15 protein-coding genes are annotated in these 17061 nt (G+C 29.9%); 1 reads left to right on the forward strand and 14 read right to left on the reverse strand.

Going from position 1 to position 17061, the window contains the following annotated elements; genetic code table 11:
- Window position 1 precedes the first annotated feature (1 nt).
- The 13 genes from ACIPKN_RS13870 to ACIPKN_RS13930 form a co-directional block, all read right to left on the reverse strand.
- Entirely contained in the window at window positions 2-523 is a 522-nt protein-coding gene (locus tag ACIPKN_RS13870; protein WP_400936924.1) for a hypothetical protein, read from the reverse strand.
- Window positions 524-558: 35 nt separating this feature from the next.
- The gene (locus tag ACIPKN_RS13875; protein ID WP_400936926.1) at window positions 559-1755 is read right to left on the reverse strand and encodes a GumC domain-containing protein; all 1197 of its coding nucleotides are present in this window, start codon (window positions 1753-1755) and stop codon (window positions 559-561) included.
- Between the two features lie 202 nt (window positions 1756-1957).
- Complete coding sequence (locus tag ACIPKN_RS13880; protein ID WP_400937419.1) at window positions 1958-3445, reverse strand: hypothetical protein; 1488 nt, start codon at window positions 3443-3445, stop codon at window positions 1958-1960.
- A gap of 66 nt (window positions 3446-3511) precedes the next feature.
- Window positions 3512-5302 (reverse strand): hypothetical protein, encoded by a 1791-nt coding sequence (locus ACIPKN_RS13885; RefSeq protein ID WP_400936929.1) that lies wholly within the window; start codon window positions 5300-5302, stop codon window positions 3512-3514.
- Window positions 5295-6206: a hypothetical protein gene (locus ACIPKN_RS13890; RefSeq protein ID WP_400936931.1), complete on the reverse strand. Its 912-nt coding sequence runs from the start codon at window positions 6204-6206 to the stop codon at window positions 5295-5297. The genes ACIPKN_RS13885 and ACIPKN_RS13890 overlap by 8 nt, the downstream gene beginning before the upstream one ends.
- Window positions 6207-6360: 154 nt before the next feature.
- The gene (locus ACIPKN_RS13895; RefSeq protein WP_400936934.1) at window positions 6361-7593 is read right to left on the reverse strand and encodes a hypothetical protein; all 1233 of its coding nucleotides are present in this window, start codon (window positions 7591-7593) and stop codon (window positions 6361-6363) included.
- Window positions 7594-7604: 11 nt separating this feature from the next.
- Window positions 7605-7859 carry a YonK family protein gene (locus ACIPKN_RS13900; protein WP_400936936.1) on the reverse strand — a complete coding sequence of 85 codons (255 nt, stop codon included), beginning with the start codon at window positions 7857-7859 and terminating at the stop codon, window positions 7605-7607.
- A 162-nt stretch (window positions 7860-8021) separates the two neighbouring features.
- Entirely contained in the window at window positions 8022-8327 is a 306-nt protein-coding gene (locus ACIPKN_RS13905; RefSeq protein WP_400936939.1) for an HU family DNA-binding protein, read from the reverse strand.
- A 51-nt stretch (window positions 8328-8378) separates the two neighbouring features.
- On the reverse strand, window positions 8379-8735 hold the full coding sequence (locus ACIPKN_RS13910) for an HU family DNA-binding protein (RefSeq protein WP_400936941.1): 357 nt from the start codon (window positions 8733-8735) through the stop codon (window positions 8379-8381).
- A 79-nt stretch (window positions 8736-8814) separates the two neighbouring features.
- Window positions 8815-9657 (reverse strand): hypothetical protein, encoded by an 843-nt coding sequence (locus ACIPKN_RS13915; RefSeq protein WP_400936943.1) that lies wholly within the window; start codon window positions 9655-9657, stop codon window positions 8815-8817.
- On the reverse strand, window positions 9650-12265 hold the full coding sequence (locus ACIPKN_RS13920; RefSeq protein ID WP_400936946.1) for a hypothetical protein: 2616 nt from the start codon (window positions 12263-12265) through the stop codon (window positions 9650-9652). The genes ACIPKN_RS13915 and ACIPKN_RS13920 overlap by 8 nt, the downstream gene beginning before the upstream one ends.
- The gene (locus ACIPKN_RS13925; protein WP_400936947.1) at window positions 12262-13701 is read right to left on the reverse strand and encodes a competence protein CoiA family protein; all 1440 of its coding nucleotides are present in this window, start codon (window positions 13699-13701) and stop codon (window positions 12262-12264) included. The genes ACIPKN_RS13920 and ACIPKN_RS13925 overlap by 4 nt, the downstream gene beginning before the upstream one ends.
- A 207-nt stretch (window positions 13702-13908) precedes the next feature.
- Window positions 13909-14142 carry a hypothetical protein gene (locus ACIPKN_RS13930; RefSeq protein ID WP_400936949.1) on the reverse strand — a complete coding sequence of 78 codons (234 nt, stop codon included), beginning with the start codon at window positions 14140-14142 and terminating at the stop codon, window positions 13909-13911.
- 403 nt (window positions 14143-14545) lie between these two features.
- On the opposite strand from ACIPKN_RS13930, the gene ACIPKN_RS13935 reads away from it, so the two are divergent.
- Window positions 14546-14737: a hypothetical protein gene (locus ACIPKN_RS13935; RefSeq protein WP_400936951.1), complete on the forward strand. Its 192-nt coding sequence runs from the start codon at window positions 14546-14548 to the stop codon at window positions 14735-14737.
- A gap of 1226 nt (window positions 14738-15963) precedes the next feature.
- Here the strand turns inward: ACIPKN_RS13935 and ACIPKN_RS13940 are convergent.
- Window positions 15964-17010 carry a hypothetical protein gene (locus ACIPKN_RS13940; RefSeq protein WP_400936954.1) on the reverse strand — a complete coding sequence of 349 codons (1047 nt, stop codon included), beginning with the start codon at window positions 17008-17010 and terminating at the stop codon, window positions 15964-15966.
- Window positions 17011-17061: the final 51 nt, after the last annotated feature.

A 17061-nucleotide genomic window follows, 5' to 3' on the forward strand; every position in this document is an offset into this window, starting at 1 on the left:
TTTATTGAACTTCAAAACGTACAGTAGGTTGTCCAAGTGTATATTGGATATCGTTCTCACTTAAAACAACTGTATATTTATTTCCTGCTGTTTCAAAATCGGCGTGAGTACCATCCGAAATTACAAATTCCTTAGTATCTATGTCAAAATGAGCTACCTGACCTGCTTTAATATCTTTAACAGCTTTAGCGTCAAAGTTGGAAGCATCAAATCGAATTCCTTCTTTTTGAATCAGGATACGACCACGTTCACCTTTACCGTTATAGAACTCGCCTAAGCTTTCACCTAAATAGCGACGCTCAGGAGAAGCTACTAAATAACCTTTTTTAGTTTTATCTGATAGGGGAGTAGCAGTACGTTCTCCATCAGCATTGAATCCTAATTCAACTAATGTGAAATTATCTACATCTTCAGTCATGATAGCTCCATGAGGGATATCTTGTAGATAGTCGTGTGAAGATGTAACATTACCAACTGTGTGTAAATCTTTTTCAGTCAATGCTTTAAATGCTTTTGTTGTCATAAACTAAATTTCCTCTTTTCTTAATTATGTATTTTTTAATATTTGTATTTTGAATTAAAATCATCTTGCTTTACTACATTGTTAAACTCACGCTTAGAGGCAATACCTGCAATAGCATTTGTTTGAATCTTTACTTCTTCAACTTTAATCGAGTCAAATAAAATTTTATTTAATTGTAGTAGTGCGTCTTTACCTTCATCTGTATCTTCAATTGAATTCATAATTAAATTTTGAACTTCATCTGATTTGAAGGTATCTGAGGCATTTACTGCATTAAATTTAACTTCATATACTTCTTTTTGTTCAGTTACTTTTGCTTCACGTAGAGAGTTTAGCATTTGTTCTTGATAAGGTTTTAACTGATCAATTGTAGAGTTTAAAGATATAATAGTGTCAGTAGCCTCACTAAACTTGCTAGCTAATTGATCTTTTTGAGATCTAACTTTGTTTAGCTCCTCTTGTAATTCATTAGTGACTACAACCCATTCACGCTTTTCTTTAACTTCAACCTTGGATTCTAAATTAACTGTCACACTGTCATTCTCAATCGAGTAGTCAAAACGATAATTATCCCAACCTGCATCTGTTTCGATTTCGACAATTGCGTAAGTTTCATAAACACTGTTTACCCATGCCCATTCATTTGCTGAAATAGTCGACTTAACTTGTTCTCGAATTTGATTACGAATCTCATCATGTGACAATTCATTTAGTTGAGTTTGTGTTTCTTGCTCTTCATTCTGTAATTTTTCTTCTTCTGTCAAAATATTATCCTCCTTATTTTCTTGACTCATTGCTTGTGCTACTAATAAATTAAATTGTGAAGTATCAACAAAAGTTGCAGATTCATACGCAGGTCTAATGTTAGAGCCTAATATGCAATGCCCCTCAAACAGTAGGGGAGCGAGATGATAGGTAATTCCATCAATTTCTTGATGGTTTTTATAACGATACTCACAGCTCATATTGATTTTCATTCCATTGTCATTCCAACTTAAAAGTAAATCGCAAGCATCTGTAAATCTTGTGTACCAAAGTAAGCCATCCGCAATTAATACACGCTTATTTTCTCCTTCAATAACTACATCATCAACATAACCTTCACTTGTAAATACTCCAATCGGAACAGTATCACGATCAATAACTTTTTTACCGTTAACAACTGACTCTGTATACTCATGAGTTCCAAAATCAGTTCCATTAAATTTAGTTACAATAGGCATATTTAACAATGTTTTAGATGCATCTAAAGCAACTTCTTCTGATACAACAACATTACTTCCTGATACACCAAAATCTAAAATAATAAAGCTACATCTTAATTTTGTTGGTTCATCCTTATCGAAATAAAGACTGTTTAGTTGAAGATTAAATTGTCCTTTTTTATTAATAATATATCACCACCTTTTATTTTAAGAGATAATATGTATTTTGTTACTTTGAAGAGTTTCCATCAGAAGCTTTGCTTTTCTGGGTATTTTCATTCTCGATAGAATTGTCATCAGTAGTGTGGCGACCGTTATTATCAGAATTGGATGTTTGAGTATGACTAGTGTTATATGTTTTAAGCTTTTCTTGTAGCAGTAAATCATCTGTCTCGTGTAGAGTTTGTTGTAAAAATACATCAAAATCCATGCCTATAGCTTCAATAAAGTGCTTACTTGACCAACCCTTATCATTAAGTTTTGATAAATAGTCAATCTTTTCTTTAAGTGTGAGAGGCATTTCTTTGTCATATACAATATAATAATTGTCACTTTCTTTATCAGGTAAAATCAAATTGAATAATCTTTGATATACCTCAGATTCAATACTCTCCAACATAACCCCTAGTCGCTTGTAGAAAATTTCTAAGTTTAGTTTTGCAGTAGCAAAGTTTGCGCCTTCACCATTCGTCATAGCTCCACTCATACCATAGGAAGTTTTAATGTCTGAGTTTATTTGGTCGAATTTATTACCATCTAAACCATCGGTATCTAATTTAGGGAACTCTAATTTAGCTGTTTCTGGAATAGTAACCACAGAAACTCCACCATTATGATTTTTTTCTAAAGCAGATTTAACTCCTAGATGGATTTTTTGCTTTATAGGCTTAGGGATTTTATCATTTGACTTTTCTGGATTTTTATCACTACCAATAGTTAATACTGCAACAGCATTAATGATTTTATTAGCAACGGATTGTTCCACATCTTTTAATTTCTTTTTGTGTAAAACATCAAGTAATCCAGATGTAGCCCAATTTGTTCCTATAGCTTGATTACGCTTAGTAGTTCCTGTACGTAGACAGAATGTCCTTTCATATGGTAACTCTTTATATTGATGATCCTTGCTATTCTTTCTGTAATTCTCATAATCATTATCTGTAACAAATGGAGAAAGGTTTGTAAAATATAATTTACGTTCTAAATCAGACATCATATCAAACCAAGACAAATCAACTACGCATAACCATTCGCCTTTATAGTTACGACCAATTGGAAATACGTATTTCATATTGTCGAATACAAAAGGGTAAGGGGATGATTTATCACCTAACCAAATGCCAATAACGTTACCTACAGTCGCATTTTGCTTCATTAAATCACGAGTTAGAGTTTTATGTTTGACTCTATGTAATGCTTTACTAATTACTTTTAAATGCTTATCAGCACTCGCTCTTTTATCAAATGAGTCAATACGGTGATTTAGTTGAGGTAAGACTTCAACCAATTCAAATAGTTGTCGAACTTCTCCGTTACTTATATAGAAATACTCTGCTATACTTGCTAATTCTTCTTGAAACTGGTCAGGACTAGAAAACATCTTTTTTAGTTTTTCTGCTTCAACTTCTTTAATAATACCTTCTTTGAATAAACCACCAATGTATTCTGAAGCATAGTCCATTACATAATCCTTATAACTATTCATTTGAAACTGCATGTCGTTCGAAGTAGGGTCTTGCAATTTTTCACCTCCTATTCGATATGGTAGGGGGATTGTATAATTTTAGTAGTATACAATTTCGTCATCATCTTCATATGTATTAGGTTCTTCAGCTTCTTTTTCCAAAAATAAAAAGATATAATACAATGCATAAGCTAACGCAGAGTACCTATCTTTATCAATTTTCTTTTGAACTTGTTCTACTGTTATGGAGTTCTTTGTTTTCTTTAACTTTAGATTCGAAACCTCGTCAATTAAATATTGAGTGTGTAGTCTAGCTCTTTCCTCTTCAACTAAACTATCGTCACCATGAACTGATGTTTTCTTAATTTCATCATTAATTTTCAGTAACTTTAATTTTTCGGTTTCAACATAGTCAATGAATGTACGAATAATTTCATCATTAATACCAGTTGCCGTTAAATCATAAATAATTTTAACAGCCTTTTCATGATCGGGTTTTTGGTCTGTATTTATTGTATCAAAACATCCCAATTCTTCATTGGTGTCAGTATCAGTGACATCCTCTAATAGCCTATCTATTAATCCTTTACCAATAACATTTCCATCAACAACAATTGCTTTTACTCTAGATTTAGATAAATCTTGGTTACCGCCATACTTATAGAATAAGCGTTTAACTATTATACTTTGTTCTTTAAAATTCAATCCATTGGGAGGTTCGATAATATTTACTAGTTGAATTTGACGTATTAGACCCTTAGGATTTCTAATTATTTTAAGTACAACAATTGCCGTTTTATTGTTGCTTTGCGCAGATGAGCGAGCGACATCGACTCCTAGTATGTATTCATTGATTTCGAGATTTCCACGTTTATCTTTAGGACATTCTAACTCAGGTTTAGGTATAGTTCTGAGGTTTAATAATTTTGTTATATTAACTAAAGCCCCGTCTGTAGCACCGACCCAACGACTTTCATAGTTCATTGCAAAAGCTGTAGCAGATGTTGTAGGGTCATTTTTCTTTGCTAATAACTGATTTCTAGTCTCGCCACGTCCATAATGACACGGTAGTTCCCAACTAGCACCTAATACAATTTTTCCTTTTAAATCAGCCATTTCATCTAGCATATTTAGTATTCTATTAAACTCATCAGAGCCTCTATATCCTGAAGTTGTGAGGTAGTTGATCATACCGTTTAGTTCGTAAGGATTTATTGTAGCTAACTTCCCGATAGTTCTTCTAGGTACATTTACGACTGGCTCAAGAGCGTCCTTAAATAAAAAATTGTCCAACAAAGCACTTTCTTCCACGTTCAATCTGCGTCTTCGTTGACCTTTGCTAGTTTGTGAATTTGCTAATATAGAATAGGTAGCACCTGATTTAAACTCAACCTCTACACTATCTTTAGTAAAACTAGGTGCTTTAGCTAACTCGTTTTTCATTAAAGGAAACCATTTCATTATTTCATTGTGTTTTTCTTCGCTAATTGATGCGGCGTTTTCTTTGGTCTGAGCAGACATTGCGATTGTGATATCTGGGAAGAATATACAAGTGTGATATATCGACATTAGCTCCAACATTGTCTTACCGAATCCACGAGGGAATACTCCGTATGTACTTACGAATCTACTCATACATCTAAGGAATAGACGTTGATCTAAGTCTAATCTCATTCCGCCTGTCTCTGGTTTAATTAAATCGTAGAATAAATCAGGAAACCACCTAGCCCATTGTACGAATTCTAGCCATTTATCAAAACTATCTTCAAATGAATTCTTTTTTAAATCATTTACTTTTACTTGAGAATTAAATGATGGATCATCGAATGAGCGTGAGCTACTTTTGCTGTATTTGAAATTATCATTTTGAAAATTATTATGACTAGTCATTTTCGACTTCCTCACTTGACTCTTCGTTATCTATCTCTTGACTCTCATAATCTTTTCTTCTGACTTCATAGAATTCATATAGCTCTTCGTACTTCGCATCATTCATTCCTTTTAAATCTCTTATATAATTTATATATAGCCATAATGTAATATCTACTTTATCTTTTGGCTGCTGAATAAATTTAGGTAGAAGAGGTATAATGTCTTGACGCTCTTCTACCATACGAGCTAACTGTCCAAACCCATCTAACCCTTGAGACAAATCAGCTTTACTCATTTGACTAGGCTTCAATTTACCTGCTTCAGCAGATTCTTTAGCCATAGCAGCCCATTCTTTAGCTTCTTTGAATTCACCTTTAGCTTTAGCGATAGTTTCCTTAACCTTATTGACGCAATACTCACGTAAGTATTCTTCGTGCATTGTAGTAGGGAGTTGGAAACTAGGATTTAGGTTAATAAACTTCTTTTCAAATAATATGTACTCTTCATCTGGATAACCATATCCGTACTTTTCTTTTAATTCATCCATATTATCAATTGATAATTTATCTTCTTGAATAACCACATCATCATTTTCTTCTTTTTCGAATATGCTCTGTTCCCATGTATCATGCCTATAATCTTTAGCGTTGATAAGCTTAAAATACTCACCAATAACATCAGACTTCGTTAAGGCAGACTCCCATAAATGTACGTTAAATGGCTTATCTACTTGTCTCAAAGTATTCTTTACGCTATCAATATTGTCATTGTTTGTATTATCTTTTAAGCATTTCTTACATACACGCAAACGCTCATCAATTTTATCCATAGGGCTATACGATTTATAGTAGTCAGTGAGACGTTTATTTTCTCCACACATGGAACAGTTTTTATATTTATCTTTATCTTGAATAGTAGACAAATATATTCACCTCATTCCAACTGTTCACTTAAAACACAAATATAATTATGTATTATTTTAAATAAAATAACCGTTTTAATAAATTTTTAAATTGCTGTATGAATACAAAAGTAGTAAGTTTAATTTCAAATACTAAATTTTTCATATGTATCACCTAAATGTTATGTATAGTTTTCAATAAGTCCGATTTATACTCAAACAAACTGAAATATTTACCTGCACCAACAAACGATTCTTCTCGATGCCATTCGTCCGTCTTAGCTTTAGTAGGTAAAGTTCTGAATACTACACCGAAATCATCTTTAGATTGAGAGAAGTGTAGATGTCCACTATGGATCTCAACAACTTTCTTATCAGCAATAATCTTACCGTATTCTTTATAAATGGTTTTACTAATTCGATTTGATCCTTTATCACCGTGCAGACTTAGAATAGCAACATCTTTCCATGTGAACATCTTCTTGTTGCTAACAGAAGTATCAAATTTAACTTGTGGAAACTTTACTTCCAATGCTCTAACTAATCCGTAAGTCATAACTTTATCATGATTACCACATACATAATCAGATGCTACATTGTTAGAATTCTTTAATGAGGCTTCATAAATGTGACTATAGAATGTAAATGCATCAGTCCAAGCGTTCTCTATATCTACTTTTTCTATTGCTGTTCCGTTGCTAGTATGTCCTTTAAAGTCATCATGGTGAAGTAAGTCATTACCAATTGGAATATAGATAGTATCCCATTTCTTAGACTCAATTAGCTCTATAATTTCATTTAAAGTTTCTTTGTAGTACTCTAAATCATTGATTCCAAAATGCATATCTACTAGAGGTATTTCTAATAAATTTTCACCTTTAAATTCATTCTTATTTATTACCACTTTTTTAACTTTATCTTGTAGTTGTGAAAGCACATTTTCGATATCGAATTTAACTGATTTAGGTTTGACTGTGATTTTACTTGAATATAAAGTCTTATCAATGGATTGATTCCAGATGGAATTTTTAGCATTGACTAAATCAAACTCGTTGATGTCGAATCCATGAGCTTCTAAGATAGCTTTATTATCTAACTTATCGCTTTCACTAATGCGAATAAGCTTGTCCGATGAATGAGTACCATCACCTTTAATTTCATTAGATTGCTTATATGACGGTAATTCATTGTCGCCAATTAATTTAGACTCGATATAATCTTTCCAATTGATATACTGACCAAAATCCTTACGCCACTTAGATTCACTATAATTAGAACCATATTCCTTATTTAAGAGTAGGGTAGCTTCATCAGATGAAATTTCATAACTATCTAGATTAGAATATAGTCGAATGTGATAATCTTTGAAACTCTCATTTTCTTTACGTTTTAAATCATAAGAAGTCATTCAATCACTCCTTAATCTTCAATTGGTTCAATAGCAGTGTCTAATTTAACCGTCAATGAAATATGGGTATTTAAGTACTCGCCCAATTTATCTGATAAGTTATACGGATATTCTACACCTTTAACTGTTTCAATAAAGATATATTTACCATCTTCAAATTTTAATTCACCGTTAAATCCGAATCCTTTATTTTCTTTAGCCATAATTGTATTCTCCTGTTCTCCAATTAATTTCACAATTCCATACTTATCTACTGTATATTTCATTTATTTTCTCCAATAACATTAAAAAAGGCACAAGTTTATTAAACTCGTACCTTAATAATTATTTAATTAAAATTTAATTAATAGAGAAGGGTAGAGGAGAACTCTACCACTAACTCCATTTTGTATTTAAAACGTCTGTATTAATTTGCTATGTATTAAAAATTAACCTTTCAACAAATCTTTCAACTTCTTATGAGATTTTAATCCAACGGCACGACTCTCAGCAATTTGAATCTCTGCACCTGTTTGAGGATTTCGCCCTTTACGAGCTGATCGAACTTTAGGTTCTAAGTCAGCATAAGCACCTAACTTTACAGTTTCACCGTTATTTACTCGTTTGAAAATTGCGTCAATAAGTTCATCTACAATTTCTTTACCTTCTTTAGTTTTAACTGTAATTCCTTTTGCTTCTAAAATTCCTTGCAAATCCTTACCTAATTCTGTTGTATTTACTTTCACTTTAGTCATAATTTAATTTCTCCTGTTCTCTATTTTAATTTGTTTTATGTATTTTATTTATTAAACATTAGACTTTCTACGTTCAATAGTGTCATTAAATATCTTGCCTGCTTTAAATTTTGGAATTCTTTTAGCATTGATTAATATTTCTTCGCCATTAGATGGATTTCTACCTTTACGTTGTTCTCTCATCACTGCCTTAAAGCTACCAAAACCTTGAAGCATCAACTCATCATATTCATCTGTGAGTTTGATTATAGACTTTAATAACGAATCAATCATAACGTCAACTTGGTCTAAATTAAATTTAAAGTCATCATTGTTTAGTTTACTATTAATAGTAGTAATAAACTTTTTGTTGTCATTTAATAATTGTCTAATTTCTAGTTTTAAATCATCTCTTTTCGCATTAGCCATATTTACCATTCCTTGTTCATAATTATGTATATTTGGATTGACAATTGTTACGCTGTTATCCACAGTGATAAATAAAGCTCTAATTAGGTAGTTTTTTATATTTGTTTTTATTTTTATGCCATTTTATTAATTGTCTTTTTCTCTCTGTTTCAGCAGAACAAACGTTACAATACTTCTGCCTATTACTATTCGGCTTATATGATACTTCGCACTGATTGCATTTTTTTATTATTTCAATTTTAGGCTTTAAACTCTTCATATAGTTCATCATATAACCAGTTAAGCTTTTACAGAAGTATTTAACAATGAAATTATCTTCGTGCCATGCATTATGATAAGAGGTGATTTCCCATCCGTACAACTTTTCGTATTCATGTGGAGGCTTATAGTTATTGAACAGTCTCAATATGTAATTATTGATTATACTTTTGTACTCTCTAAATGAAATACTAATTTTCTTATCTACGTCACGTTGCCTGAATTCTTCTGCTTGAATTTGTGACTTATGTATTCTATCTTTTAGTTCATCTACATCAATAGTTTCGCCGTTTTTTAATTTTTGGGTTGCCTCATAATATAGTTTTTTAGGTTGTATCTTAGCATTAAAATACTCTTTAGATAGATAAACATCTTCATTTGTCAAATACATATACATGTTATTAATATGCACTCTAATCATATCAATTGAAGAGGGTTTATCTTTGTAATAACTTTTTGCATGTTTAATCTCAATTTTTTGATAAGGTTCAAATAAATCAATAAGTTCTTGATTATTATTTAATGCTGAAGGTTGAAGGTTAAAGGTGTAAAATTTCTTATACGTTCTACATCCGTATTTACTATTCCATAAGAGTCTAAGGAATTCATCTAATGCCTCATCTTCATTAAACTCTTGATAATCCTCTAGTAATTCATTAAGCATTACTTTTATCACCAACCAACTCTAATTTATAATATTTTCCTAAAAATTCATTTGCGTATTCATCACTAGAATCACACTCTACAATTGAACACTCTTCACTTTCATCTGAATTAGAACGTAAATTTTCTATCATTTCTTCTCCGAATAAGTACCAACATAAAGTTTTGTCTATACTCATTGACCGGTAAGCTGTTTTGATACAGTAATTTACTAACTCATCATGAGATATATCAGAGTATTTTATTTCCAATTCATTAATTATGATTTTGTATTTTTCGTACAAGGTAGAGACCTTATCTTCATCATCAACACAATCTCTCAACTCTTCTGTGAATTTATTATAGATGGAAGCGACTTCACGAATTAACTTCTTATTATCCAAAACTAGGGAGCTATCAACTAATAACTCGCTACTATTCTTAACTGTATTGTTGATTTTTAATTTCTTACGTTCCCATTGACAAATATAATCACTTAATTCGTTCATTGGAGAAGGGGAGTTGAATGCATTATATTCAACTTTGTCATTCTGACTCAACTCTTTATTTAGTTTTTTTAATTTATTATAAACACTCAACTTGGAAGGGTAGTTATAAAGTAAAAAATGTGGCATTTTCTTTAGGTAATTTCTTAAATTCTTAGTGATATGCCATCTAAACCCAGTTTTAAGAAAATCAATCTCCTTGCCTTGATATAATCTTAAAAGAGCAATATTATCTTCGTTAATTTTTTTCCACTTTTCATTCTCAGTGAATTGATTCAGAATGGCGGTAGCGATATTTGTTATTTCTCCAATTCTACTATCACGACTATTTAATTCATAATTAGTGATGTTTTTCTTGTTGTACTCAACTGGCTCAGCTCCTTTTTTATCCTCCATATCAACCACAATAGGCAGGTTAATCCTAGAAGATATAATTATCTCATTATTAGTGAGCAATACCGAATCCCCATCCATATCCATTCCGCCTTGTTGTTGCATAGTTAAATCATACATATTAATCATTACAATATCCTGATTATCAAAATGAGATAACCACTCATTAGTTTCATCGTTATTTACTAAGTCAACGACATTTACTTCTGAAGAATCAACTAGTGGGCTTCTCATTGAAGTTACTTTTCCTAATGGTAATGTTTTAGCATAAAATTGTCCTTCCTCTAAACAACCAATTGGATCTTTTCCTGCACAATATTCAAGATAACCAATAATATCTCCAACTACAGTATGATAAAATCCTTCTACGTAAATTTTTCCGAATTTCATCATATTAATAGACTTTTCTAATCTGCGTTTAATCATTTTTTTTACACTAATATCCTCTAACATTGTATCATTGATTAAAATTGCTTTCTCATAATTACTTTGTATTTCATTAGTGTCTTTTGTATTATGTATACCTAAAAACTTAAGTGTATAGAGTTTATCTCCATTTACTATTTTTTCAATTAGATCAGTAGTATATTTAGCTAAATTAATTATCTTTCCGTTATTATTCTCGTCAAAAATGTCATACTTAAAATCATTATTTTTGTATTTTTCTATGTATTTAGGATTACTTAAATCTAAGCATTGTAAGTACTGGAAGTTCATTCTTGAGTATAATTGCAAATCATCAGTATGATGACTATATTTACTGATTCCTAATTTATAATTATATTTATCTAATCTTTCCAAATATGTATTCCAAGCGTTATCTCCATAGGCTTCCTTGAAATAGCTATAACCCTTCCACATTGATGTATTCCAAATACAATCAATATCATCTACATTGTGTTTTTTTCCGAATACATCAGTAATAGTATGAGTTTTCAGTACTTCCTTTAAGTATCGTTTAAAGTCCATTTCAATTGTTATACCTTTCATGAATGGCAGACGTATTTGAAATAAAACAGACTTACAACTATTCGAAATTGATTTAGCAAGCACTGTGCTCATTTCAGGTGTATGAACTCCAAAACCGTCAAATGGAGACAAGGATACATCAGTTGTTCCATTTTTAATAATCTTTTGGTTTTTAGATATTTTCTTTTTACCTGTTGTTTTGTCTGTGTACTCAACAACCTTTTGTTCAGCGTACCTAACATTCTGATCAAGTAGTGTCTTTTCATACTCGCCAACGATAACAATATACGGTAATTTATTTTTCTTATCAACGATATTCTCAACTAATGTACATGAACTAAATATCAATGATCGATAACTTTCATATTTTGAAATTACACATTTATTGATTTCTAATCCTAATTGACTTCGCTCTGTCATTTCTTTAAAATAACTACTTTTTATGAATGTAGTAATTCCATCTTTACCTTGAGAAGGACTTTTTCCGAATCTAACAAATTTAACTCCGTTATATGTAAACCCTTCATTTAGTATTTTAATTAATGATTGCTCCTGTTTTTTATTACGTTTTGCTTCAACAAAAATTAACTCACTTATTTTATCAGTGTCTTTACTTCTAACTATCTTTAATTGGTCAAAAAGAGGGGAGTTAGGTAATCGTACTAAAAAATTACTTTCTTCTTCTATTACTAGATTGAAGTTAGCTTTGATGATTTGGCTAATCTTAATTTTTAATAATGAATACATTTTAATTTTACTCATTTAATTCCTCCAGACTTGCGTTTTTGGCGACAAGACTTACAACGTTTAGGTACTTCTAATCTGTTGCCGACATAAAAGAAATATTCGTTTGGAGGTAATTTAAATGTTTTATTGCAAGATTTACATTCTTTTTCTCTAGACCCTTTAAATGATTTATCAAGCAGTTCATTTTTAAATCCATTTTTATCAGTAAAAGTTTCTCTATTGATATACATTTCATTGTAATTATAGTAATTGAAATAGAATAGTTCATCCAATCGATTAAAGAGGTGCTTAACTGTAACACTAAAGCCAATCCTATCGAAGTCTAATTTAAATGATACTTCTTTGTAGTCATTGTTTAATTCTTCAATAGACTGCTTTAATCCTTTCTCTAATTCCTTATATGCCATTCGATTATGTATGCTATTTAATCTTTCCTCTATATCTACACCATCGAATCTATATAACTTAAAATCTAATATATGAGTCATTCCATCGTTGTTATGATAATGAATGTAAAATTTATTAATGTTAAATTCTACAGATGAAACAGTGTACTCAATGCCACTACTTTTTAATAAATTGTTTATGTAGTCAGCATTTAAAAAGCTATCTTCTATATATTTGACTTTTTTTCTTTGTTCTTCTTTTAACTTTTTATTCAACTTGTCTACATAGCCTTTAATTATTTCATTACTTTTCCTTTTGTTTAATGCTTGTTTGATTATCACAAATTCTTTTTGGTTCATCGTTTCTAAGAATAAATACATTTCATCTAAGCTGATAATTTCATTATTTTCGTATTTACAAATCTCATCCCAAAACCAATTAAGTTTACGAGCTATTTCAATGTCGTATTCACTATTAGACATCATTTCTTCTTTCAACTTACCAATAACATTGTAATAACCACCATCACGTTTATTGAAATTGAAGCATTTACCTTTATAATACAAAGCTTTAAATTCTTTAATCTTTGTTTCATTAGTTAAAGAGGGGATATCCACTTCAACAACAATCTTATCTAACTCGATCCAACGATCAATGTAGTCTTGAACTTTCTTTTTATTAGTATTAGCCATTTCGAACATAACTTCATTCCCACATTCTGTTTCAACAACTATGTCTGGTCTATATGTACCTGAATCTAGTTGATAGGTAACTTCTGTTTTAAAATCATTACAAGTATATGTATGTTTTTCATCTGCAGTAATTGTAAAAGTATCACCTTGTTCGATAAACTTGTGCTTAAACCAAAAATGCAGCATCGATTCATTTGAACATTTATTTCTATCAATATGTGCGAAGTGGGGAGTAATTTGTTTTGACTCTAATGCTTTTGGAATTACTTCACTATTACAAATAGGACATGTATATGTATTTTCATTATTTGAATTTAAAATTGTTGTAATCTCACCATGATTATCTCTTGCAAACCATAGATTTACATTCATTATGTAGCTTCTCCTTATTCAATTTATATTTTTATGTATTTGTTATATTAATTTTAAAACTCGACTTCATACCATTTATGCATTATTTAATTAATTCCAATTGATTTAAAAAGACTTTAATATCTTCTAATAGTAAGTGTCACAACGTTCATATCAACGCTGTATTAATTCATAGCAATTCCATTTTATACTTCATATGTATTCTTATTAAATCTTCTCATTATATAATTTAAACATGTTGCGCTTAATCTTCTTAAAAGCACTTTTTTTAACTTTCCCGTACCGCTTAATATCCTGATAAGCTTCTAATTCATAATCTTTCTCCATATTCATGCTAATCATTTCTTCCAAGTAATACATAATCTCACTGTTACTAAAATTATCCTCCTTAGTCTTAGTCATTTCAAATACCTCTTCATTAATTGTTTCATAGTTTTTCAATAACATCATTCTCCTTTTTATGTATTTAATTAAATAATATCATAGGTAAATGTAATGTCAATATATTTATGTATTTTATTATTTAATTTGTGTTCTACTTATATAATAATGCGAAACTAGTCAATTATCTAGTGATATTTCAAAATAAATTTAAATATTAAAATACAAAATTAACACTAATTAATCATTTCTATTAAATGGTAAGAAATATTGTCGAAACATGTAGAAAAATAAAGAATATCATTTCATTAACTTTTGAATTGTTGTATCATTGTCTATAATGAATGATACGTCAGACGTAAAATTATAACAATTACTAACTTTTCGCTTGTAATTTATAGGAAAATTTCCAATAATTATTAGTATATAATAGGAAGGGGAATGAGTTATTAAGATGAATAACGTGAAGAGAGTACATATAAAGAAAGATGAGTCTGTTGAGTCTGCATTACTTTTAGTGATCAGTAAACTATCTATCAATCAACCAGAAGAATCTTTAAAATTATTGGCAATGTGTGCGAAAGATGATATACCAAAGATACATGTGCTTGATTATGCACTCGATATTGTTGAGAAGGGAAGTTATCTAAGCTAATTAAATTTTAAATACATATCAATATACTGTCATAGATATCAAATTAATATTATAAGTTAGTTGCTATGAATACTTAGGTTATCAAATTTAGCCAAGAATTAGACTCGAAAAGACGATTACTAACAAAAACATCATTACTCGTAAATTGATCTAATTTCAATAGAAGAAATGTAGATTTAATAAGGTAAATGATGCCGAATAGTCGTTTATTTTCGAGTCATTTTTATATTTCAGAAATGAAGATAAAATGATGATATATCCAGTGTTTATATGGTAATTGAGTAGGTTATATAATGCAGATAGAAATTAGTCGTTCATGTTTAGTCGTGAATATTCAATGTTTATGCGGATATTAGAGGTCAAAATAGGGTGATAATAGGTTGAAAAGTGTGTTTTGTTACTATTTTACTATACGTTAATATTCAATGTTGATAAGGATATTTGATGAAATTTACGATTACGTTTACGAGTAACGGAGAAAGTGCAAAATAGGTAAGTTGAACTAATTTTAGGTATATTGGATTATAAATAAGGAAGGTAAGAGAGGGGAATGAAAAGTTAGAATCGTAAATTTCATCATGGTGTGGAAATAGATGTGGTAGCACGCTATTTTGATCACTCATATTACCTCTAGATGTAAACTAACCCCCCCCATACTCAGTGTTTAAAGGATATAATGTATATTATTTTACCTATATCTTACAATAAATACCATCTATAACACACATAAAACACTCTATCAACTCACTATAAAATACGAACATACGTTCTTATAACCATAAAAGTATAACTATATTATATAAAAGTTTGTTGGTTCTTTTAAACCATCTGAGCACACGTCACGTTGTTATATTCGTAGTATAACAGACAGCGTTGAGCCGAGGTATTCTTTTTCTATATTTCACATATAATCATATACTTTCCATCCATGCTCATTCATCACACTCAATTTATACAACCTATAATCCAATACAAAATAAAAAGTAGAGAATATATTTCAACTCTCTACCCATTACATAAACAATATTTAACTGGTGTAGTTTCTATTATTCTCATAACCTTAACTAATACCACTAATTTAACCTTTTAACAATACTCACTGGTATCACTCTAACTATCTATAATTTCAATTATCTCATATCTAGAATATAGAATTTACTAAATATAAAATGTTGTCCGTTTAAAATCCTTTAATACTATACATAGGAAATTAAAGGGACAACAAATTAATAATGGATCATATCTAAGTCAATATCATCTAATGTTTTATCATCCATATTACTTTTAATACTATCCACATTATCCTTATCAATAAGGCTAGATGAAAGGAAGTTAATGTTATCTATATAATTAATATCTGCTCTAACATTTGTCCTTACCTTATTTGTTTCTGTCTCTAATAGTTCATTCAATGCTGTTATATACCTTTTGTTATTGGTTTCATCTAACCGAATCATAACCTTATTATTGATTTGTTTTTGTAATTGATCTATCTGATATTTATCTAATAACTTAATCCTTTCTTCTTCTAAGTTATCTATGTTGAATGTGTATCTATGTGCTTTATATGCCTTCTTAATATTTAATTCTTTGAATAATATTCTAGATACATCTGAATAGAATGAAGTAGCCTTACCATCCATAAATAAATCTTGTATATTATCATAGCCATATTTATTTTTCATGATATGCTTTTCAACTCTAACAATTAATTCTCTTTCATCCTTTGTAGCTTCTCTACGTACTTCTTTAGGTTTTATATCTTTATATGTATAAGTATCTAAATCATTATTATAATCAAACATATCATGTATCTTGTTATGCCCTGTGATAGTTTTTTGTACTGGTGTATCAACGAAACAAACCATTGTTACTTGTTCATGTATGACTAAACGTTTATTTTCTAGTCTTTTAGTTACTGTATTAATAGCAGAACGAAATGTAGAATTAGTCACGTCATAGAAGTCTATAATAAAATTTATATCCATGTTTATTAACTTTGAAAGGTGCTCTTTGTTTTTTACATATGTCATGTAGTTAGGATTAATTAAACATAATAGAATCAACAGTTTGCTATTAGATATTGTCAATTCTTTGTTTTCACTTTTCAATAATAAATCTATTAATAATAATTCCATCTCATCTATAAAAGGGAGAATATTGTTACCTTGTTTACGTCCATCTTTTTTATATAATATTTCATTATGTATTTCTTTTATTATAAATTTATATCCATCCTTATCATATTTAAAATATCTTTCCCAGTCGATCAATTGATACTTCTTAGCGTTACCAGTCTTAACTTTTTCTTCAAGTGCAAAGCA

The sequence above is a fragment of the Lysinibacillus sp. NPDC086135 genome (assembly GCF_044746345.1).
In the GTDB taxonomy this organism is placed as follows: Bacteria; Bacillota; Bacilli; order Bacillales_A; family Planococcaceae; genus Lysinibacillus.